Source organism: Nostoc sp. FACHB-152 (assembly GCF_014697475.1).
In the GTDB taxonomy this organism is placed as follows: Bacteria; Cyanobacteriota; Cyanobacteriia; order Cyanobacteriales; family Nostocaceae; genus Nostoc_B.
In genome coordinates this window covers 17,745-39,972 of the sequence record NZ_JACJRV010000066.1, presented here as the reverse complement: position 1 = coordinate 39,972, position 22,228 = coordinate 17,745, and the positions used below count along the sequence as shown (strand labels likewise).

21 protein-coding genes are annotated in these 22,228 nt (G+C 42.3%); 10 read left to right on the top strand and 11 right to left on the bottom strand.

Translation table 11 applies throughout. The annotated features are described in order from the left end of the window. Positions 1-541: 541 nt before the first annotated feature. Positions 542-1,453, bottom strand: a complete 912-nt coding sequence (locus tag H6G76_RS28130) for a class I SAM-dependent methyltransferase (RefSeq protein WP_190708488.1) — start codon at positions 1,451-1,453, stop codon at positions 542-544. A 347-nt stretch (positions 1,454-1,800) separates the two neighbouring features. Then, the gene (locus H6G76_RS28125; RefSeq protein ID WP_190708486.1) at positions 1,801-2,100 is read right to left on the bottom strand and encodes an RNA-binding protein; all 300 of its coding nucleotides are present in this window, start codon (positions 2,098-2,100) and stop codon (positions 1,801-1,803) included. Between the two features lie 534 nt (positions 2,101-2,634). Here H6G76_RS28125 and H6G76_RS37335 point away from each other — a divergent pair. After that, positions 2,635-3,612 (top strand): aromatic ring-hydroxylating dioxygenase subunit alpha, encoded by a 978-nt coding sequence (locus H6G76_RS37335; protein WP_190708484.1) that lies wholly within the window; start codon positions 2,635-2,637, stop codon positions 3,610-3,612. Between the two features lie 474 nt (positions 3,613-4,086). Here H6G76_RS37335 and H6G76_RS28115 read toward each other — a convergent pair whose 3' ends face one another. The 3 genes from H6G76_RS28115 to H6G76_RS28105 form a co-directional block, all read right to left on the bottom strand. After that, positions 4,087-5,082 carry a DUF6745 domain-containing protein gene (locus H6G76_RS28115; RefSeq protein ID WP_190708482.1) on the bottom strand — a complete coding sequence of 332 codons (996 nt, stop codon included), beginning with the start codon at positions 5,080-5,082 and terminating at the stop codon, positions 4,087-4,089. 1 nt (position 5,083) lies between these two features. Further along, positions 5,084-5,425 (bottom strand): hypothetical protein, encoded by a 342-nt coding sequence (locus H6G76_RS28110; RefSeq protein WP_190708480.1) that lies wholly within the window; start codon positions 5,423-5,425, stop codon positions 5,084-5,086. A gap of 137 nt (positions 5,426-5,562) precedes the next feature. Further along, complete coding sequence (locus H6G76_RS28105) at positions 5,563-6,636, bottom strand: WGR domain-containing protein (protein ID WP_190708478.1); 1,074 nt, start codon at positions 6,634-6,636, stop codon at positions 5,563-5,565. Between the two features lie 403 nt (positions 6,637-7,039). Here H6G76_RS28105 and H6G76_RS37330 point away from each other — a divergent pair, with 403 nt between their 5' ends. Both H6G76_RS37330 and H6G76_RS28095 read left to right on the top strand, forming a co-directional pair. Further along, positions 7,040-7,366 (top strand): hypothetical protein, encoded by a 327-nt coding sequence (locus H6G76_RS37330; protein ID WP_242056545.1) that lies wholly within the window; start codon positions 7,040-7,042, stop codon positions 7,364-7,366. Between the two features lie 92 nt (positions 7,367-7,458). Further along, a complete protein-coding gene (locus tag H6G76_RS28095) occupies positions 7,459-9,183 on the top strand; it encodes an ABC transporter ATP-binding protein (protein WP_190708476.1) in 1,725 nt (574 codons plus the stop codon). Between the two features lie 21 nt (positions 9,184-9,204). On the opposite strand, the gene H6G76_RS28090 is transcribed toward H6G76_RS28095, so the two are convergent. Together H6G76_RS28090 and H6G76_RS28085 are read right to left on the bottom strand one after the other, a co-directional pair. Continuing rightward, on the bottom strand, positions 9,205-9,930 hold the full coding sequence (locus tag H6G76_RS28090; RefSeq protein ID WP_190708473.1) for a peptidylprolyl isomerase: 726 nt from the start codon (positions 9,928-9,930) through the stop codon (positions 9,205-9,207). 160 nt (positions 9,931-10,090) lie between these two features. After that, positions 10,091-10,465 carry a cytochrome c gene (locus tag H6G76_RS28085; protein ID WP_190708471.1) on the bottom strand — a complete coding sequence of 125 codons (375 nt, stop codon included), beginning with the start codon at positions 10,463-10,465 and terminating at the stop codon, positions 10,091-10,093. 201 nt (positions 10,466-10,666) lie between these two features. On the opposite strand from H6G76_RS28085, the gene petG reads away from it, so the two are divergent. Then, positions 10,667-10,780 (top strand): cytochrome b6-f complex subunit V, encoded by a 114-nt coding sequence (gene petG / locus H6G76_RS28080; protein ID WP_010995538.1) that lies wholly within the window; start codon positions 10,667-10,669, stop codon positions 10,778-10,780. 199 nt (positions 10,781-10,979) lie between these two features. Here petG and rsmD read toward each other — a convergent pair whose 3' ends face one another. Next, complete coding sequence (gene rsmD, locus H6G76_RS28075) at positions 10,980-11,564, bottom strand: 16S rRNA (guanine(966)-N(2))-methyltransferase RsmD (RefSeq protein WP_190708469.1); 585 nt, start codon at positions 11,562-11,564, stop codon at positions 10,980-10,982. Positions 11,565-11,647: 83 nt separating this feature from the next. Beyond that, positions 11,648-12,283, bottom strand: a complete 636-nt coding sequence (gene hisH, locus H6G76_RS28070; protein ID WP_190708467.1) for an imidazole glycerol phosphate synthase subunit HisH — start codon at positions 12,281-12,283, stop codon at positions 11,648-11,650. 58 nt (positions 12,284-12,341) lie between these two features. On the opposite strand from hisH, the gene H6G76_RS28065 reads away from it, so the two are divergent. Next, on the top strand, positions 12,342-12,854 hold the full coding sequence (locus tag H6G76_RS28065) for a peptidase C15 (protein ID WP_190708466.1): 513 nt from the start codon (positions 12,342-12,344) through the stop codon (positions 12,852-12,854). A gap of 41 nt (positions 12,855-12,895) precedes the next feature. Then, a complete protein-coding gene (locus H6G76_RS28060) occupies positions 12,896-14,254 on the top strand; it encodes a DUF3370 domain-containing protein (RefSeq protein ID WP_190708463.1) in 1,359 nt (452 codons plus the stop codon). Positions 14,255-14,699: 445 nt separating this feature from the next. Here the strand turns inward: H6G76_RS28060 and H6G76_RS28055 are convergent, their stop codons facing one another. Further along, positions 14,700-15,329, bottom strand: a complete 630-nt coding sequence (locus H6G76_RS28055; RefSeq protein WP_190708461.1) for a DNA-directed RNA polymerase subunit alpha C-terminal domain-containing protein — start codon at positions 15,327-15,329, stop codon at positions 14,700-14,702. Between the two features lie 136 nt (positions 15,330-15,465). Next, a complete protein-coding gene (locus H6G76_RS28050; RefSeq protein ID WP_190708459.1) occupies positions 15,466-16,077 on the bottom strand; it encodes a hypothetical protein in 612 nt (203 codons plus the stop codon). 167 nt (positions 16,078-16,244) lie between these two features. Here H6G76_RS28050 and H6G76_RS28045 point away from each other — a divergent pair, with 167 nt between their 5' ends. The 4 genes from H6G76_RS28045 (at position 16,245) to H6G76_RS28030 (ending at position 22,184) form a co-directional block, all read left to right on the top strand. After that, on the top strand, positions 16,245-17,780 hold the full coding sequence (locus tag H6G76_RS28045; RefSeq protein ID WP_190708457.1) for a hypothetical protein: 1,536 nt from the start codon (positions 16,245-16,247) through the stop codon (positions 17,778-17,780). 222 nt (positions 17,781-18,002) lie between these two features. Next, the gene (locus tag H6G76_RS28040; protein WP_190708455.1) at positions 18,003-18,959 is read left to right on the top strand and encodes an ABC transporter substrate-binding protein; all 957 of its coding nucleotides are present in this window, start codon (positions 18,003-18,005) and stop codon (positions 18,957-18,959) included. A gap of 641 nt (positions 18,960-19,600) precedes the next feature. Continuing rightward, complete coding sequence (locus H6G76_RS28035) at positions 19,601-21,163, top strand: sugar ABC transporter ATP-binding protein (protein WP_190708454.1); 1,563 nt, start codon at positions 19,601-19,603, stop codon at positions 21,161-21,163. 73 nt (positions 21,164-21,236) lie between these two features. Next, entirely contained in the window at positions 21,237-22,184 is a 948-nt protein-coding gene (locus tag H6G76_RS28030; protein WP_190708452.1) for an ABC transporter permease, read from the top strand. Positions 22,185-22,228: the final 44 nt, after the last annotated feature.

The following is a 22,228-nucleotide window of genomic DNA, read 5'->3' as shown; positions in this document are numbered from 1 at the left end:
CGAACTCTAGCTAGTGCCACTGCCAAACTCAACCTCTGCTTCATCAGGCTCATGATTAAGAGGCTTGCAGGTTCTTCCTAAGATGTCAAATGGGTTCTATAAGTAAATTCGCGGGAACAAATGTCAACCGTTAGGAGTTATCAATAATCACGTAGGTTAATAAAAATTTTGTGTTGCGTTACTAAAACCAACCTAAATATAGAAAGAGTATTTGATTTTTAAAAAATCCATATTAAAGAAATTAGAACAGCTAAGGTTCTTTAGCTGTTCCGACATTAGTGTGTTTCCTTTCTTAAAAGCTAATAGATGGTTGTGTCTCATGCCCTCTGTCAGTAGAAGTATGAATTCTATCTATCGCAAGGCCTATCTTATTGGAATCCGGTTTGATTACTGAACATACTTGTGTAGGGAGGGAATAGGCAATAGGCAAAAGAAAACAAGGCAAGTAACAATGTACTGATTTCTTTCAAAAATCAAATACTAGTCCTATAGCTGTTAATAACTGAAGCTTCAGATACTATTTATAAAGTAAATATTAAGGTCATTTTGCGTTCTTGCTGCTATTTACGCCAGCTTCAGGCTTGATAAACTTCAAAGTCATGCGATCGCTCTCACCAATAGCAAGTAAACGTTGCCGATCTTTTTGCCCTTGCCTCAAAGTTGGCGGTAATGCCCAAACACCAGCTGGATAGTCTTTAGTATCTTTAGGGTTAGCATTGATTTCTGACTTGCCCAGTAATTTAAAACCAGCTTTCTCCACCGCCGCAATTACACCATCTTCTGACATATAGCCCGTTTTTATACTCTCTTCCAAAGAAATACCTGGCTTGGCACGATGTTCTTCCACCCCGAAAATTCCTCCTGGCTTGAGTGCTTTGTAAGCTGCTGCATAAACCTGCTCGGCATAACCAGAACTCACCCAGTTATGAATATTACGGAAAGTCACAACCATGTCCACAGAATTATCTGGAGCTAAAGTTAGTTCCTGTGGGGGGTTGATTTGGGCAACTTTCACCTGACCAAAAACTTCTGGACTAGCTTCTAACTTCTGTTGAAAAGCTGTAGCTAACTTCTGTTGGAAGACTATCTTTGGTAGCTTACTGTTGTTTGGTGCAAAGTTAGTTACGATCAGTTGTCCTTTGGGTGCGAGATATGGAGCTAATATCTCGGTATACCAACCACTTCCTGGCCATAATTCAACTACCGTCATGCCGGGTAGTAAGCCAAAAAATGACAAAGTTTGTGCCGGGTGACGATACTTGTCCCTTTGGCGATTTTCACTCTGGCGATGAGAGCTTGAAAGTATGGTTTGCAGTGTCGTTGTACTATCACTATTTGCTGGCTTCCTACCTTGATTAGCCAAAACACTGGGGGTGAGCGCAGAAGCCAACACCAACAAAGCTAGAGTTAAAGCTTTTACCAACCCAAAGCGGCGCATACAGTTTTTCATCATGTATTTTCTCCTTTGGGATTTAGCATAAAAGTAATTTGGGACAAAATACTTAGAAGTTTTTTTAACCCCGGATTCAACCTCAACGCGGTTAAGATTGTGGTTCTCTGTAGGATGTTACGTTTAAGCTTGGCGATCGCTCAAGTACTTAAAAGGTAAGTGACCTGAGTTTGACATAGAAAACTTCAGAGATTTGGTTTTGGCCCATAAAGCTGAAGTTTTCGCTACTCAGTCCAGATTTTTGATGAAAAAGGCTCAAGCATTTTTGCCTGAGCCAGTACTAAATAAATACAATTAATGTTGTGCTTGCTGGATTAACGAATTAGCTTCAAGAGCTAATTCGTTAAATATTAATAGCGGCTACGTCCACCGTAGCTTCCACGATTACCGCCAAAAGAACTTCTATCTTCTTTCGGTTTAGCCTTATTAACTTTCATGTCACGTCCCATCCACTCAGCACCATCAAGTGCTTCAATTGCAGATGTTTCTTCTTCATCTGTACCCATTTCCACAAAACCAAAGCCGCGTAAACGTCCTGTTTCACGGTCGGTAGGTAGCTGAACTCGCTTTACAGAACCATATTCTGCAAAAACTGCATTCAGACTATCTTCTGTAACTTCATAAGAAAGATTGCCTACATAAACTGACATAGATTTTCTCCGAAAACATTAGGGTGTAAAGATTTAGGTTTCGGAGAAAAGTCTGTAAATACCAAAAGGAAAAAGCCCGTCAATACTAAAAACAAACGCGGTCGCCGAATTAACTCTCACCTCTTAGTATGACATAGCCAGCAATTATCATCAGAAAGTTGTCAAAACCGTTATATAAAGTTATCTAAGCAATTTATAGCTAAGTGCATTTATGTAGAGTAACGTTCACCCCAATACCTTTCGGTTAAGAGATCTCTTCGTTGAGGCACTTCTAGGGGCGGAGGGCAGAGGCACTAAGGGAGAGATTACAGTTCATTCTCCCTATCCCCCTGCACCTCCCGCTCCCTTGCTTACCTTCTCCTAAAGCAGACGCTACGCGAACACGAGTAAATTCTTGATCCGAAAAGTATTGACATTCACCCTGCAATGCTAACTCCTTTAGCGTCACCTTACCGTTTCCATTTATAAGTGACTAAATATCAACTTACAGGAGATAATTACTATCATCTTTACTCAAACGATGGGTAAATGTTCATGGTGCAAGACCAGTTTTTACAAAATAATTGGCACGTCTTAGCACACTCGCAAGACTTGAAACCTGGAACTGTTCTAAAAAAGCGTCTACTTGGTGAAGATTTAGTCCTTTGGCACAATGGGGACAAAATTCTGGCTTGGCAGGACTTTTGCCCTCATCGGGGCGCGCGCCTTTCTCTAGGATGGGTCGAGGAAGATATGCTGATTTGTCCTTATCACGGATTAGCCTTTAACAGTGAAGGTAAATGTGTGCGAGTTCCCGCTAGCCCAGACCAACCGCTCCCCGCAAGAGCTTGTATCCAAACTTACCATCTTCAAGAACGCTACAATCTGCTCTGGGTTTGTCCTGGAACACCGCAATATCATGTACCAACATTTCCCGATTGGGAAGACTCCTCCTGTCGCCAAATTTTTTGCGGCCCCTACCACTTCAAGTCAAGCCCCCTACGTGTCGTTGAAAACCTCATTGACCCAGCCCACTTTGCCTTTGTGCATAAAGGAGTGTTCGCCGACTCCAGCCATCCAGAAGTAACGCATTGTGACTTACAGTTGCATCCAGATGGGATAAATTTCAAATTTGGTGTGTGGGAAGTGATTAAAAGGTCGGGACAAACTGACTCACAGATGTTATTTGTTACGACCCAGTATCACCTCTATCATCCACTGATTGGATATTTCCAACGACGCGCTCAAGATGATAGTCTCATGAGTCTATTTTTTATGGTTACTCCCATCGATGAGGAAGATTGCATTCTTTGGTTCTGGCTGCTGGAGAATTATCTTCATCACATTCCAGAGCTAGCCTTTGTTGCTAGGCAAGACCAGATTATTAGTCAAGACATTACTGTTGTAGAATCGCAGCGACCGCGACGCTTACCTTTAGATTTGCCAGCCGAAGTACATTTGCCAAGCGATCGCTATTCTATTGCATACCGTAAATGGCTCAAACAACAAGGAGTTATTTTCGGCACAATTTAAAACTTAGTATTATCTGTTAATTTCACAATCTTGATTTTGATGAAAAATTCTGATACAAATTCACGAAAAATTTGATGCAAATAAAGCATTAAGAATAAAATCCTAACCTGTAATAAAAGCAATGATTGATGTGTTTAATTTCTCCAAACGCTTCCAGCCATGAACGTCTACTCATATTTCTTACTTAAATATCTTGATCATTTTTTTAATGAAATAATACAGCACTTCCCGGTGTTATGAGGTACAATAACAGCAATTAGTAAACCAGTTTTTTAAATGTTGAGGATTCATTAAGTTGAGTGCAACTGAGATGACTTTATCAACCATTGCTTTCATAAAAAGATAATATTTTTATTCTTACTAACTGTACCCCATAACAGCAGGAAGTGCTGTATAAGCAAGGGGATTGTATCGATATAGTCCTGCTAACCGACCAAGATGATCTCAAATTTGGCGAGCGCACGAGCATAAATATCAGCTTTGAACAGCAAACTCAGTCGGATCGATACCCCAATTTACCCAACGGATCGATTCACGGGCAGAACTGATATCTGGTGGAACTCGCAACATATGAATAAAACCTGTACTGGGACAAGTCATTTTCAGCAAGTGTAGGGGTTCAACGTCAACCTCAGACTCAATTTGCAGTAAGGTATATTCTTGCCAGTGATCGCATTCCTTCGCTTGCAACTCTTGACAAATCCGTTCATAGCCAATGCCTTGAATCAAAACGCGCCGCAGTTCAGCATTTGTTTGTTCTAGTAGCCACTCGGCACGCCAATTTGTTGGGTGGACTTTACCATACTTCTCTGGCAGATGAATTCCCCGATAGACATAGACAGCACAACCGTCAGAAAACTCGATAGCAGGAATTCCTTCTCCATGAATTTCGCCTGCACTATTACGGCGAATCAGAGGACGCTGAATTGCAATTGCTACTCCCTCATAAGGAAACATCCAACCAACCTGTTGCATATAGTTGCAAAACAGATTGTATTTGTCTTGTGCCAGTGGAACTCTTAACTGATATGCTGCTGCAAACATTGCTGCCCAGCAAATACCCCATTCTGGTAATAAACAATCTCCTAAAAAATCGCCTAAAACCTCAGTTAATCTATCCAACATAATGCGTTGGAAAGAACGTTCCCATAGCTGTGACAGGGGATTTCTGAGGCTGTGGGTTAATTCATTTTGTAATGTGCCTAGACTACAACAAAGAGATCGCCACACATCTTCGCGCAATACTTCCCATAACTGGGCTAACATACAGTCAGACTGCATACTTTGTTGTTCAATCTGCTGTCTTGCTGCTGCTGGACTCTCAAAAAATTGGACTTCTGGTTGCGCCAATCCGGCCAATTTATACAATGCCTGAATTGCAATTGTAGCTTGCTCTAAATCCAGGGGCGTGCTGCAAACATTGCGCCACTGAGATTGCGTTTGAGAGATAATGAGTTCTTTTTCTGACATACTATCTCCTAAAAGCAGGCAATAAGACATTTGCAGTTAGCCAGGTAGAGATGGTGGCAAAAAATGGACTAGTTATCAATGCTAGAAACACCCATATACCCAGCCATGCTACCCCACCCATTGAACCAGATTCAGCAGGTGGCTGGTTGAAATTACTTATCCATTCGAGTATTCCAGTGAGGAACATTGCCGCGATCGCGCCAAGGAACAGTCCTACAAGCCAGGCGATCGGTAGTAATAGCAACATCCACGTCCAACCAAAGCTCATAAATGTCTGATAGCCAATCCATAAAGATGGGCCTAAGAACAGCAGAATTAATACAGCGATTACACCTAAATACATAGTTATTTTAAGAAATTAGGCAGAGGGGAGAAGGGAGTGTGGGGTGACAAGGAGGAAATAACTAATGACAAAGCGCAAAGTCTGAGCGAAGGAAACCTCTGCTCAAAACTTTGTAAGAGAGGATAAATGACCAATGACTAAAACGCACTGCCATAGCAGCTAAATTCATCTTTGTGTTCCGCACACTGAAACACCAGCAAGAGATTATCGACCGCATAGTCTAATCCAGTATTGCCTTCGTATTCAATACCATGACCCAATTGATAGAAGAGTTGCATAGGTTGACCGCAGAGCCGACAATACTGATGCTCCACTTGTTGTCCCCAGTAGCCCCACCCCGAAAGCTTATCTGCTGTTCTATCCCAAGCTAATTGAATATCTATTAATGTCGGTCTATCGGGGTCGTCTTCCTCGTAGTATTCACAATCGGGTGCATCAACATGGAAGATTAACATTTCTTCGTATTCAGTGTATTCTGTGCCATAAGTTTCCTGTGCTTCCTCATAAAAAGGATAGTCATCAAAAGGTTGCCATCCGACAATTTGCAGCATATAGCGACCATGAAAGTCATCAATGCCACTGGTTTGAATTACATAAGGTGTCCATGTACTGAGGTTTGCAACATCTTCTGCACTAATTTCCGGTTCTGATGGTGTTGGCGTTGCTGATTCAGGAAGCCCCACAATTTGGGGAAATTGTAAATAGCAAGAGAAACAGGAAAATAGTTGAAATAGTCCAGTGCCAAATTTACCTTGCAAGTTTTCTGGTAATTCTTGGAGATTAAGTTGAAAGTGAAAGTTTAGAGCATCTCCACAACGAGAACAATGACGATAATGTGTACCAGGACTTAGCCAAGGTTTACCCAGATATTTAGATGCGAAGGGTGCATCAAGAGTAGGTTTAATCAAAGGTTTCCAGCCAGTGCGCCGGAGATGGTTTAATCGAGCCAAACGGCGATCGCCTCGTGAAATTGGTTGCTTAGTGCGCTCACCTTTGTTTGCGCGTTCGTAACCCTTCTTCAACTTAGAATTAACGAGTTTGGTTACTTCTGCCTGCGCTTTTTGGGCAGTATCATAGGCTGTGACAGTTGTTTTGCCTGGGTCGCCAATTCGCCCATAGCGTACTTTTACTTCTACATCGTTGATTGTGACCTCATAGAACTTGTGCGACTTACCATCCGAAAGCTCCAGATATGTCGTTTCTGTTCCCATATAACTGCTCCTTTTATAGAAAAAATAAGGGTGGACTGGTTTCTCAAGCCACTTTGCCAATTTAAAAGCCTAAATAATTTTTCTAAATCAGCTGAAATAAGAAGCAGTTTTTAGTCCAGCTTCTCGTTTAAAAGCTCTAATCAACGCTCACAACCCCCGCCATCCTCATCTCTATCAAACCCGTGCGGATCTGGTGGCAGCAGTATAAATTGGCTTTTTTCATTAATATACTAAGTGTTATGCTGTATCAAGGGTAACTTGCGTTTACTTGCCCATCTGTGATATGTATCAAATCTAAGAAATTAAGTCTGCTAAGGGAGCTATTCACAAGCCCTGGCATTTTAGCTTTAACTCTCACGTAACTTAACTGCATTTAGCCAAGATATTAACTCAAATTTATCCTTTGTCTGGTTTTTCAGGGGCTGATGGTAAACCAGAAATCAGCATCCGACCGGGCAGAAATTCTAAAAAACCAACTAAACGCCACTTGTCACTACGACGATTTCAGAAGGCTTTAGGCGTTGCCCCAGCCTGGAGGCATCTGGCGATAGTCGCAAAATCAAAGTTGTTGGCGGTTCTGACTTGTGCCGGGGTGCTTTGCGGCAGTGGGGATAAGTACACTGTTGATTTCCCTGTGGGATATGACGAAGGAGAAGCGTTACCCCCTACTTACGATGATGCGATCGCTGATTTTCAGCATCGCGTAGATGCGATTTTAGAAAGCTTGTGACCAATGACTAATGACTAATAACTTATTAGAGTGAAACTACGCAAAAGCTGATAGCGTCAAACAAAGGGAAATATTTTTGTGGAAGTTACAGCTTGAAAACTCATTCTAATTACTGGCAACTACTGCCCTATATCAAACCCCAGTGGCCAAATATTACTAAAGGATTTATTGGTATTGTCGGTTATGTGCTGGCTACACTGACATTAATTAATCTGGCAGGTAAATTAGCTGCACCCTTTGGCCAAGGTAATGTAGTAGCGATCGCTCAACTAGCGGGTATTTGTGCGTTAGTATTTTTAGTGCGCGGCTTTTTTCAGTCAGTGCAAGATATCTACATGGCAAAGGTGGCGTTAAGAGTTGCTTATACTCTCCGCAAGCAAGTATACAGCCATCTGCAAAAATTAGATTTGAGTTACTTTGAAAAAGCCAAAACAGGTGATTTAGCTTACCGCCTCACAGAAGACATAGACCGTGTTGGTGAAGTTGTCAATAAGCTATTTCATGACTTTGTTCCTTGCCTGTTGCAGTTGGTTGCTATACCCATTTATATGATTTACCTAAATTGGCAACTGACTTTAGCGACAATTGTTGTTGCACCTTTGATGGGCATTATCATTGGTTGGTTTGGGGAACGGTTACGCAAATATTCCCTTAAAAGCCAAAATCGGGTTTCGGGTTTATCGGCAATTTTGACAGAAGTATTCAGTGGAATTCGGCTTGTACAAGCGTTTGCGGCTGAAAATTATGAAATTGCTCGTTTTGGTTATGAAGCAGAAAGGAGTTTAAAAGCGAAGTATTCCGCAGAACGTTTGAAAGCAATTCAAATTCCAATTGTGGGATTTTTAGAAGCTTTGAGTGCTTTATCTTTATTATTGGTGGGTGCGTGGCAAATTTATCAACGCAACTTAACCGTCGGAGATTTTTTTAGTTATCTAGCCGCAGCTGCATTGTTAATTGATCCTATCGGTCATACTACCAACAACTACAACGAATTTAAACAAGGCGAAGCATCTGTAGACCGAGTGTTTGAGTTGATGGCAATTCAACCTAGGGTAGTAGAAAAGCCAGTGGCGATCGCACTTCCCCCAGTTAAAGGTAAAGTGGAATATCGCCATATTTCGTTTGCTTACAAACCCGGTGAACCTGTACTCCAAGATATCAGTTTATTAGCATCACCTGGAGAAGCGATCGCGCTAGTGGGTGCTTCTGGCGCAGGAAAGACGACGTTTGTTAATCTCCTCCCCCGCTTTTATGACCCGGAATCTGGTCAAGTTTTAATCGATGATATTAATATTCGGGATGTCACCTTACATAGTCTGCGGCGACAAATTGGCATTGTTCCTCAAGAAACGGTGATGTTTTCGGGAACCCTAGCTCAAAATATTGCCTTTGGTCAAGATAATTTTGATATGGATGCAGTCATCGCATCTGCCAAAATTGCTAACGCCCATCAATTTATTACTCAGTTACCAGAAGGTTATCAAACTTGGGTTGGTGAACGTGGCGTAAATTTATCGGGTGGACAGAGACAAAGAATTGCGATCGCCCGTGCTGTTCTCCTGAATCCGCGCATATTAATCTTAGATGAGGCGACATCTGCATTAGATTCCGAATCGGAAGCTTTGGTACAAGAAGCCTTAGAAAGATTAATGCAGCATCGGACAGTATTTATTATTGCCCATCGTTTAAGTACAGTTAGGAGATGCGATCGGATTCTTGTTGTGGAAAAAGGGCAAATTGTCGAATCAGGCAGTCATGAGGAATTATTAAGGCTGGAAGGTCGCTATGCTAGATTTTATGCCCAGCAATTTAGTTAGCAATGGACTATGGACTTTTGACTATTGACTCTGTTGCTGAATTTGCTTTTGCTTTTCTTGTATCCAACCTTCAAAAAGTTCATTCAGCAGCCGTGCTTTCATTTGGTCATCTAGTTGTGCAGGGATTAATTTTTCCAAGCGTATAATCACAACCCACTCGGCAATGCGGGCTGGTGGCATAACTTGGCCTGGTTGACTGTTTGCCAGCAATTGCGCCATTGCTGGATGAAGCGTTTGTAGTTCAATTGGCCCGACTAAGCCACCAGTTTGGGCTTCTGGGCCTTGAGAGTATTCTTTTGCCACTTCTGCAAACGACTGTTCTTTTGCTTGCAGCCGGAAGTAGAGTTCTTGAACCAGCCCTATATCTTGAGTGCGTAACAGAGAATAAATTACTCTATCTAGCTTGCCTTTGTTTTGAAAGAAGTAAGATTCTAGTTTGCCGCCCCAAGTTTCTAGCTTAAATTTCTCTATTTTCAGCCGGCGAATCGTGACAGCTTCTAATTGATCTACTGTTATACTGTGATATGCCATCCAGGCTTTAATGTCGTCATCAGTTTTTAACTGCCGTTCAGCGTAAAATTGCTGTTGAGCGCGAGTCATTTCTTCTGGAGTACATTCTATAGATGCGATCGCTTCATCAATAATTAATTCCCGTAGTAGCTGTGGCAGCATTTGATAACTTGCCAGTAAGGGAATTAGCTCAGTAGCTTGGATTTTTCGGTTGCCAATTTGAAGAACTTCTGTCATTTTTTTGCCAATCGCGATCGCATCATCCAGCACTTATTTTTACATATTTATATGCATTGGCACGGAATATTTCTAGGTATTTTTACTAAAAATTAAAGATGTAGAATGTTCTCTCCTACATCTTTAATCTAAACCTATATTTTTTAAGAAAAGTAAACCTTTATAATGTTTCCAAAAAGCTCAAAAGGTCGGCCATTTCTTGAGGACTAGGCTGAAACTTTGGCATAGGTGGCGTTTTACCACTAATAACTTGCTGAATCAACTTATAACGGGATTTACGTTTAGAAACAGCTTGTAAACTAGGGCCTACTCGTCCATCTGCTTGCCAACCGTGACAACCAGCGCAATTAATTTGAAAAATAGCATTTCCTTGAACTGGGTCTCCGGTTAAGGAAAGTACAGTTTTAACGTAGGGATCTGAGGCTTGTACCATTTGAACACCAAAGATGCCCAAAGGGATTGCTAGCAGTATCGCTAGAACAAACAAGGCGATCCTCTGAATCAGAATTTCAGGTTTGGTAATCTGGTTATCCAAAAGGTTTGCTGTAAAAGTATCTAAAGTTTTTCATTTCCTACACATAGCTTAAAAGTTCTTGATTTTTACTGCAAGCATATATGGCCGTTTTTTTGCAAGTGACCATCGCTCAAAAACGCTGTGGCAAGCGGGATTCGCCGTAATTTGGTAAAATCAAAGACGGGATATGAATAGTTAATAATTGCAAACAGGAGATTTAAAGTGGTTGAACCCCTACTTTCTGGTATTGTGCTTGGTCTAATTGTCGTGACTCTCGCTGGTCTGTTTTACGCTGCATACAAGCAATACAAACGTCCCAACGAGTTGGGCGGTTGATATAGTAGGGGACAGGTGACAGAGAACAGGTGACAGGGTGAAAAACTCTGTGGTGCCTAGATTTCTCCTTTGTTGATGTCCCAAGCTATTAAGGCGAATGAAATTCGCGGCTACACAAACTAAGTCCGCCTGCGCGGACTAACAGAAAATTCAGCTTTGAAACCCGTCTGCGCGGGTTTTGTCTGTGTAGACGCGGTTTCTAACCGCCCCCACTAACTACTCCATCACTCTCTATAGTCGAATCAATAACTCTATAAAAAGTTAGGGCTGTGTTACCGTAAACTTTTTGGCGACTGATTTCCCAATTTGGGATCAATGGTGGTGTCCAGCCTTGGGGATTATGTTCTACCGCGATTTCACCCTTGGTATCTAACAAATTATAGTCAGCGATCGCTTCTAAAACAGGTTGATATAATCCACTGGCATAAGGCGGATCAAAATAAATTCTGTCAAACTGTTTTCCTGACAAAGTTTTTAACTGCTGAATCACATCACCACGCAATAGCTGCCATTTTTGTGCGCTCTCAGCTAACTGCTGCCAATTTTGTTGAATAATCGCACAGGCTCGGCTTGATTGTTCAATTCCGACTACCAAGCTGGCTCCTCTACACAAAGCCTCTGCACCCATTGAACCACTACCCGCGCACAAATCTAGCCAGCGACAACCTGCAATTTCGCCTTGCCAAATGTTAAAAACAGCTTCTCGTACCCGCGCGCTTGTGGGTCTGGTTTCTTTCCCTGGTAAAGTTTTAATCGGACGTTTGCCGTAAATTCTCAGACTCATGATAATTAGTCATTGGTCAATGGTCATTAGTCATTAGTCTGTAATCAAACAAATGACAACTAACAAATGACAAATAACAAATCCTATGCAGCTATTTGTTCACGAACCTGAGAAACAAAATTCGATAGGATTTGCAATCCTATATTAGAGGATTTTTCTGGGTGAAATTGCACTGCCATCAAATTGTCTTTGGCAATTGCTGCTGTAATATTTTGACTACCGTGGGTAACAGTTGCCGCCTGAACTTGCGGATCTGTTGGGTCAACATAATAGGAATGCACAAAATAAACCCAAGGATTAGCTGGTAAATGCTCCCATAAAATACTTTTTGGTTGAGTAAATTCCAGCTGATTCCACCCCATGTGCGGAATTGTAATTCCTGGTTCATGGCGAAATCGACGGACTTTTCCTTTGATAATTCCTAGCCCTGGTTGGGTTCCTTCTGCACTTGATTCAAACAAAATTTGCAATCCTAAACAAACTCCCAAAAAAGGTTTACCAGATGCGATCGCGTCTTTAATCGGTTGTTCTAAATCACGTTCTCGTAAATGCTGCACTGCGGGATCAAATGCTCCAACTCCTGGCAATACTACTGCATCTGCTAAGGATATCTCTTTAGCAGAATCTGTAATCTTAGGAGTTGCCCCAGCTTTTTCTATGCCTTTACAGACTGAGTGCAAATTTCCCATGTCGTAATCTACGACTGCAATAACTGGCATTGACCTGCTCCTTGTAAATTTATTATGGAGGGTTTTTCTATTCTAAATAATAATTCTAATGAAGAAAAGATTTCTATTAACTTCTTTTGACACTTGGTTAAGCGATCAAGTGTCAAATTCATCGGATGATTTATTACAAGAACTGATTAAAGTTGAATCGATCCCCCATGACTTAAAATTTCTGCGGCTGTTACCTGTAGATGTGATGCTGGCTAGTTCCTGGGTAATTCAAAAAATCGACCAGTTGCAACCAGATTACATTATCTGTTGTGGCATGGCTGCCAGTCGCCAGCAATTAAGTGTAGAGGTGGGTGCTAGCCAAGGCGAAATTTTTTTGCCGACAGCAGTGAATTTGGAAAAATTAGTTTCGGGAACAGTAGCAACTGATATTAGTAATGACTGCGGTAAATTTGTTTGCGAAGGTCTTTATTATGCAGTTCTCAACTATCTATACCAATATAAACTCACCACTCGTTGTATCTTTGTTCACGTTCCCGTTTTAAATCAAGAAAATTTGTTGCCTATTCTTACCGACTTCTTATTAATTATTAACAATCTGGCACTCGCATAAAATGATGTGCGTCTTGTAGGAAAAAATAGTCACCTAAGTATATGTTGTCATTTTTACTCAGTTCACTAATTGCCCAAGCAACACCTCCCACACCTCCACCAGAAGAAATTTTTCAAGAACAACAAGTCCTGCCTTTACCAGGAAAGTTAGATTCAGTACCAACTTTTAATAGCAATAGTCCAGAATTGGTGTTAGGAGAAGGGATTTTATTGTCTACTTTTCCAGGCGATGGCAAAAAAGTACCAAGCGCACATTTAAATTTTTTGTTCCGGGGACGATTTGATATTTTTGCTCACCATGTTGCCAAAGCCGACCCACCAGAAAATTTACGATCGCTCTATCTTGGCATAATTTTACATAACCCAACTAAGCGACCAGTCACAGTTAATGTATTACAAGCTGCGAGTTATTTAAGCCAACCAGATGCACCATTTATTGAATTACCATATTTGGTAGAAGATCCGACTGGGAAAGTATTTGCTGGGCCAGGCGATCGCGTTATGTCTGATATCCTCAGAGGAAAGCGACAAGCAACATTCCCCGCCAAAATTGTGCTTGCGCCTAAGCAAAGTCAAATGTTACTCAATCTGCCAATTCCTGTGCAGGGATTAACGCCACCTTTAAATGGTCGGTCTACATTAATGCGGCTGCAAAGTAGCGGTACAGTCTACGCAGCTAGTTTAGCGATGTTTGCCAAAACTAATTCTGATGGCAGTGAACGTGCGCCAACTTTAGAAGAATGGCAAAATTTACTCAATAACGGTGAATTGTCCACGCCACGAGATAAAACACCTACTCCCCTAGAGGATACAGGTAAGCCGAGAATTTACGGACGCGTGGCGGGAGTTGCTGGCGGTTCCTTTTGGAGAGCATTAATAGTAGATAATCCTAAAACAAAATTCCTGACCATTCCGAACCCTGGACAAGCTGTTTCTTACGCTCTTAGCACCTTGCATGGTGGAACCTTAGGAACTAATCAAATTCAGAGTGCGCCGATGTTAGCGCGTTATCCTGATACTGCTTATCGCGCGCATGGCAACTATGCAATTCAATACAGTATGAAACTGCCGTTATACAACAATACTTCTACCCCAAAAACCGTGGCTGTAGCCATACAAACCCCTATTAAAGAAGATCAGTTAGTTAAACCTGGACTGCGCTTTTTTAGTACCCCAGCCAAGCAAACCTTCTTTCGCGGAAGTGTACGGGTACGTTACAAAGATGATCAAGGTATGCCAAAAACCAAATTTGTGCATTTAGTACAGAAGCGGGGTCAGCCAGGAGAACCACTGGTAGTATTAAATATGAAAGCTAGCGATCGCAGATTAGTAGAAGTAGACTTTCTCTATCCACCAGATGCTACCCCACCGCAAGTATTAACTGTGTCAACTCAGAAATGATATCGTGTCCGGTTAAAGACTTATCGTTAAGATCGCAGGGGGACAAGGGGGCAGAGGCTACGGTGTACACACAAGTCTTATAAAGTATCCTAGTAAAGTTTCGATCCCCCCTAGCCCCTTGAAAAGGGGGAAATAGAATAAAAGTCCCCCTTAAAAAGGGGGATTTAGGGGGATCAGAGGATTTGTGTTTACACGGGAGGGGGTTTTGTCGTTTCTGCACAGATGCACGTTTATCACAACTGTAAAGGCGTAGATATAGCGAAGCTGTCACTAGGGGCAAGATAGCCTGAAAGTACTGCTATAAAAGACTTTCAGACTATAAGATTCTCAAAACTAATAATACTAATAATTCCCGACATCACTGCCCATAGCCTACAAAGTTTTTGACACTGGGATATTGAAAACGGCTCATCAAGTCCTAGCGCGTAGCTTTCGGAATTACTGCTCACAGAGAAGGGATGTGTTCCGGATCTGCTAACTCTGGTAACTCAATCCCTCGGCTTTGAAGTGCTTCAACTATCTGAGATACAGATTTATTTCCCAGATTTTTCAGCGTTCGCAAGCCTGTGACACCATATTTATTTAAATCTTCTATTGTGTTAACTTGTGCCTCTTTAAGTGCCGTATAAGTATTTTTTTTCAAATTCAATGACTCAATACTGTTTTCATCAACAAAGTTTATCGGTTTATTATCCCCATTTATTTCCTCTACGGGGTGTACATTACTGTTGGCAACCTCTACAAGCTGATTATCCGGCGAGATTGAGTCTATGCTTTGACTTAAGCTGATTTTGTCAACACTGTCTACACTTGCATCAACAACGCCATTCGGCTTATTGTCCTCAAGTATTTCTAGAACTCTATCTATTTTTGCTAGTTGCTCATAAACAGTATTTACACTCACAGTCGGTTCTACACCAGCATCAACAGAAGCTAACCAGTCATTTTTGATTAGGTTGGATAACTCTGACTTTATATGGTTAGGCTTCAATCTGCCATCTGTAATTAACTTCTCGACAACAGAATGTGGCACACGGAAGCTTACAATAGGCGATTCCTTGTTTTTTTTCCCCATCTCTCTCCACCTTGTCAACAGTGTACACAGTAATTATAAAACATTGTATACACTGTTGACAGTTTCGCTATATCTACGCCGTAAAGCCGGAAAAAATATGATTTGTAGAGACGTTGCATTGCAACATCTCTACAAATTAGTCAAGACCTTGAATGCCAACGTGTTGCGTAAAGACAAACCAATCTTTCGAGAAACCTTTAAACTCAACATCTTTCAGGCTAAATTTTAGATGGCTGTCCTGAATAGTAAATTTAACAATATTATTAGTGTCCGGCTTGTCAGTTAATAAAATTAATTCTGTACCTGCGGGAATTTTTTGCTTGGATTGATCATTCAGCACCTTAGAATCTACAGGTTGACGCTTAATTATGGTATCTGCATTAAACACCAGCTTGAGAAAACCTTGTTGATTACCGACACTTTGACGGTCTACAGTAATTTTTACAGTATCCTTGGCTTGTTGCTGAGTAGCGATCGCACTAATAGTCGTGACAGGATTAATTGCTTCTTGGATAATTGTCACGTGTTTGGCAAAAGCATACCAGTTACTAAAGCCTTTAAATTGAAGATCTTCTAAAGCGAACTTATAGTGATCGGAATAATTTGCAGGTATTTCGTAAAACTTAAGCACAAATAACGTGCCGATGGGAATATTTTGTTGTTTAGTGCTAGGTAATTGACCTGATTGTACGGGTTCTTGTTTAAGAACTGTATCTTGGATAAACAGAACGCGATTTAGAGTAGCCATATTCTTGCCCTGAAAACTTATATCAAGTTATACACTACGGCTTATATTATGTGCGCACAGATTTTACCGTGAAAACTATTAAATTTTATTTGTATGACTTTACAAATAATACTGAAGCTGAAACAGTGAAATTAATTATAAATAAAAACATAAATCCAAAAATCAATATGAAAAAAATTATTTTATGCCTAATGAGTTTGAGCATTGCACTATGTCTAATACTGTTTTCGGAACAGACTTATGCACGCAATTCGGGGTATGAAGTATGGCTTTCAGATCAAGGAAATAGTCAAGGAATTACGGCCAGCTTGCCGAATGGACTGTATGGCGGCAAAGTCAGGATTTATGATAGTGCAGACTTGGAACAGAACCCACCCATAAATAATCCATTGGTATTAGATGTAGTAACTGACTTATTTCCAAATGCACTCTTAACAACAGGATCTGATGTCAACAGAATTCATGGAATTATTCCCACCCCAGATGATAAATACATGACATTAAACTTTGTTGCTTCAGGGCATTTAGGGATAGTAGACGGTGAGACAAAACAGCCTGTGTGCTTATTCCGTTCTACTGCAACTAGTACAGGTAGACAAAATCATATGTCTACGGTATCTCCTGACGGCACAAAAATCCTCATCGCTAACCAAAATGGGCGAATGCTTGAGCGAGTGGATATTCAAAAAAATACCGCAGGACAAGTAACCGGATTTAACTATAACGCGGATAGCAGTGTTGACATGGTTGGTGGGACGGGACGAGTATTAAATCAACCTATTGCGGTAGATGTTAATCTTGGGGATAACATTAGTTGTACTGTAACCGGACAGGTCGCAGACGGACAATCCTCTTCTACCCCTAACGGCAATCCTAAACAAGCCACAGGAGTTCGCCCGACTAACACAGTAATTTGCCCGATTATTTCCGACAACAGTCAGCACGCTTACGTAACTTTAGGCGGCGGTGGTATGTTCGTGGTTGACATTACTACCGCACCCATGAAGATAGTAGCTGAATACGATCTGAACGTAGTTCATGCTGCGGGTTGTGGAGGACAGTCGGCTGATGGATTTATGATGCTCAACACTGGAACCTCTGCCCCCAATGTTTCTGAATTTACACTCTATCGGTTTACACAAGACTATCCTCTAGCACCGAACTATAATCAACCCAATCAACCATTACCAGTTGCTGTCTGGGCAGACCCAGACAATGGAAAAATCATACCAGGCAACAATCGAGATGCACATGGGATGGTCATTGTCAAAAATTTAAGTTCTGGAGAGGACAAATACCTGCACCAGTTTGATCGGGTACGCAATAATGCAGAAGTATTTAAGATGAATTCCCCGTGGGAAAATCTTCAATTGCGCCACGAAGGTACGTATAGTTTGACAAAGACTGGAGCTTGTGGGACAACTCTGGGAGCAGAGCAAAGTAATGATCCAACCCCAGATTTAGCTGATTTATCTTTAGGCAATAATGGTGACAAGATTTATGTTGCCTTACGGGGGCCAAATCCTCTAACCATAGCCCATGCAGCAGCAGGGAGTTGTCCTGGATTAGGAATTATTACACTATCTCCTAATAAAAAAAGTGGTGAATTAACAAATGTTTTGCCCACGATGATAATGAATGGAGATAGCACGAAAAACTTGAGTGACCCTCATGGGGCTATTGTGCGTCAAAAATTAAACTAACCAAGCCCCGTTGGGGCGGGTGTGGGGTGTAGGGTGTGGGGAAACAGACAGCCCCAACACCCTGTTGTTGACCTCAGTTCGGGTTAAGACGATTTTGCTGCTAGTTATACGAAGGAATAGGAGTTTTAGCCAACGATAGAATCATGGTTACAGCTTATCCCGAACTCACGTTGGCTTATGAAAAATGAAACCTGTTTTCAATGCTCAGGTGTTCGAGCCTATATGCCAAAGTTCCTGGTATTTAGTGCCTACGTTGTTATTACTATCGCGGCTTTCTCACTATCTGGCTGTGTGCGTGAGAAAACGAAAAAAATTGTCGGATTTTCGCAAACAGAGAACATCGGCCCTTGGCGTATTGCCGAAACAAATAGCATCAAAGAGGAAGCCGCCAAGCGTAAGAAAACTTATGATTTTTTAATGACGGATGCCCAAGGGCAAACATCAAAACAATTTTCTGACATAGAGGATTTAATCGCCCGACAAGTTGATGTTATATTTCTTGCCCCACGGGAGTATGAGGGACTTACCCCCGCCCTCGAAGCAGCAAGAGATGCAAAAATACCAGTTTTTCTCATCGACCGGGAAGCGGCAGGCAAACCAGGCGAACATTTTGTCAGCTTTTTAGGGTCGGATTTTATTACCCAAGGTCGCCGCGTTGGTGAATGGCTGGCTAAGGCGACGGACGGTAAAGCATCAATTGTGGAACTTACTGGAACAGCAGGTTCATCGGTAGCAATTGATCGGGCTAAGGGGTTTCGGGATGCGATCGCACGTTACCCTAACATGAAGATTATCGCCACCCAGACGGCAGATTTTTCACGAGCAGCAGCCCAGCGCGTCATGGAAAACATTATCCAAGCCAAGGGTTCTGGCATCACTGCTGTGTATGCTCACAATGACGAAATGGCATTAGGTGCTATCCAAGCTCTTAAATCCGCAGGTATGAAACCTGGCAAGGATGTGATAGTTGGTTCAATCGACGGTCAGAAAACTGCGCTTGAAGCGATTATTCGTGGTGAACTTGGCGTGAGTGTTGAGTCAAACCCGCGTTTTGGCCCGCTAGTTTTCGCCACAATGGAAGAGTATTTTGCTGGCAAGAAAATTCCACCGAGAATTATTCTCAAGGACAGACTATTTGATGTGACCAACGCGAAGAATTTTGTAGATGAAGCGTATTAATTATTAAGTAGGGTGTGTTACGGCTATGTAAGGATTTGGTAGTTTTAGAAAATCAGGATGAGCCGTAATGCACCGAGAGATATGGTGCGTTAAGCGTTGCTATAACGCTACAATTTAAACTTTACTTTATAAATCATCTCTAAAAATCAGCTTTTGCGACTCGTAAACCTACTTTTGCGACTCGTAAACCTATTTTTGCAACTCGTAAACCTGTTTTTGCAACTCGTAAACCTATTTTTGCAACTCGTAAACCTATTTTTGCAACTCGTAAACCTATTTTTGCGACTCGTAAACCTATTTTTGCGACTCGTAAACCTATTTTTGCACCTCGTATATTAGCTTCACAGTTGATAAGCCCGTTAATTTAAGCAAATTCTAATATATAAATCAACAAACTACTCATTTACTAATTACCAGACGCTAAAACTTATTCTCGCTTCTCGATTCTGAGCAGAACTTTCAGATCCCCTGCCCTGCTTCACCAAAACTTTTGCGTTAGCAAACTTCTAAATATTTCTCACCCTAAAATAAAAAAAGATAACCTGGAATATACTGAGCCTTCACAATAGGCAAAAAGATGACTATGGTGCAAAGCAAGGGATATCCACTATCGGCAATCAAAATTTAAACAGGTAAAGCCGATGAATCAGGGTACTCAAACTGTGCTTCGCATGACGGGCATAAAGAAAAGTTTTTCCGGTGTGCCAGCACTCTGGGGGGTAGATTTTGAACTGAAAGTAGGCGAAATTCATGCGCTGGTTGGCGAGAACGGTGCTGGCAAATCGACGTTAATCAAGATTATGACGGGGGCGTATCGACGGGATACGGGTGTTATAGAGTACGACCAAAAAACTGTTGCATTCCAGAACCCGACCGCAGCGCAGGCGGCAGGTATTGTAGCTGTCTACCAAGAAATCCAACTGGTGGGTTTAAGAACCGTTGCCGAGAATATTTTTTTGGGTAGAGAGCCGCAACGCTTCGGCTTTGTCGATAAAAAAGCGATGAATACTGGCGCGGCGGAGATGTTAGAGCGTCTGGGGTTGCAGATTGATCCGCGCTCAGTGGTTGATTCGCTGAATATTGCTCATAGGCAGATGGTTGCGATCGCTCGTGCTATATCTTTTGGGGCGCGGATACTTATTCTTGATGAACCAACGAGTTCGCTGACGGAAACTGAGGTTGCTGTCCTGTTTGATGTCATGCGGCGGCTCAAGTCGCAAGGAACATCTATAGTTTATGTTAGCCACCGTTTTGAAGAACTTTACGCAGTGTGCGATCGCGTCACAGTTTTACGTGATGGGCGTAACATTATTACCCAATCCCTAGACAGCCTTAATCGTCTGGAACTCGTTTGTCATATGCTAGATCGCCAGCTGGAAGAGGTGCGTCAAGGAGTCACAGCATTTACAGAAAAGTTACAAAATACACCAGAGCAGCCAGTGTTACTCCAGGCAGAAGCTCTCAAATACAAAAAGCGGCTGAATGGCGTTTCGCTAGAATTGCGGCATGGCGAAATCGTTGGAATAGCAGGTTTGCTTGGCTCTGGTCGTAGTGGAACGGTGCGCGCTCTGTTTGGTGCGGAACCGTTTGAGGATGGAACTGTTAAACTCGAAGGTAATATTTTATCCCTGCACGATCCTCATGATGCGATCGCTGCTGGAATGGCTTTTCTTTCTGAGGATCGCAAGGCAGACGGCATTATCCCTGAACTTTCGGTACGCGAAAACCTCACTCTCGCTGCTTTACCTTCCCTGACGCAATGGGGCATCGTTTCCAAAAAACGACAGAACGAACTCGTTAACCGTTTCATGCAGCGTCTTGGCATCAAGGCTGCCAGTGCAGATCAGCAAATTCACGAACTATCAGGAGGCAATCAGCAGAAAGTGCTTCTGGCGCGATGGCTGTGCAAAAATACCAAACTTCTCCTCCTTGATGAGCCGACACGCGGTATCGATGTTGGTGCAAAGCGCGAGATTCAAAGACTGATTGCCGAACTAGCAGAACAAGGGCTGGGAGTTCTGATGATTTCTTCGGAAATGGAAGAACTCGTTGAAGGTTCGCAACGTGTCGTAGTCCTGCGTGATGGGCAGTCAGTCGCAGAACTTAGTGGCGAACAGAAGAACATCAAAACAATTCTGCACGTAATGGCGGAAGCAGATACTCAGGAAGTTGACGGCAGGGAACAGGTGACAGGTGACAGGTGACAGAGTTATATCATCTGTTGATGTCTTAACTTTCTTGGCTATTGCTACAGTTTAAAACAGAGCCGGACAGATAATGAAGATCAAGAAGCATAATGTGGATTGGCGAATTCTATGGCACCCTAATTTCGGTGCATTTGCGGCACTATTAATTTTCTATGTTGCAAACGCCATCTTTACGCCACGTTTTGCTACAGTTAGCAACACATTGAATATGTTGCTGCAAGTATCCACAACAATGTTAGTTGCTATTGGGATGACCTTTGTGATTGCCTCCCGTGGCATTGACCTAACAGTTGGCTCGACTATGGCATTGGTTTCAGTAATTGTGGCATTGCTGATTAATTATGGAATAGTTGTTGCTATCACTTTCGCTTTGATATGTGCGCTGTTAGTTGGTCTTCTCAATGGCTTTCTCATCTCCCGCCTGAAACTTGATGCCTTAATCACCACCTTAGCGGCTCTAATTTTGTGGCGTGGAATTGCTCAGGTTATTGGTGATGGGAAGCTGGTTCCCTTCACTAATCCCACGTTTGAAGCACTTGGAAAGGGATTTATCGGTTCTATCCCAGTTCAGGTTGTGATTGCGGCAGTCGTGATTGTGGGAGCTTTCTTCTGTATCCGTTCTACGCTTTTCGGGCATCAAATTATTGCAGTCGGTGGCAATGAGCAGGCTGCAAGGCTGGCGGGTATTCGGGCGGAACGTGTGAAATATACAGTCTATTTGATTAGCGCGCTGCTGGCTGGGTTGGCCGGACTGGTCGAAACAGCGCGGCTGGGGATGGGCGATCCTAGCAAGGTGGGTGTCAACGCGGAATTTGATGCGATCGCAGCTGTGGTTGTCGGTGGTACGCCTTTTTCTGGTGGTCGTGCCAATGTCCTCGGTACGGTTGTCGGAGCCTTGCTGATGCAGGTGATTTCTACTAGTTTCAATATGCTGCTGATTCCGTTTACTTGGTCATTGGTTTTGAAATCTGTCATCATTCTGTTCGCCATTTTTTTGCAGCGTCCCAGGGAAGTGTAATACCGTATCCGGTTAAAGACTTACCATCAAGACCGCAGGGGAGC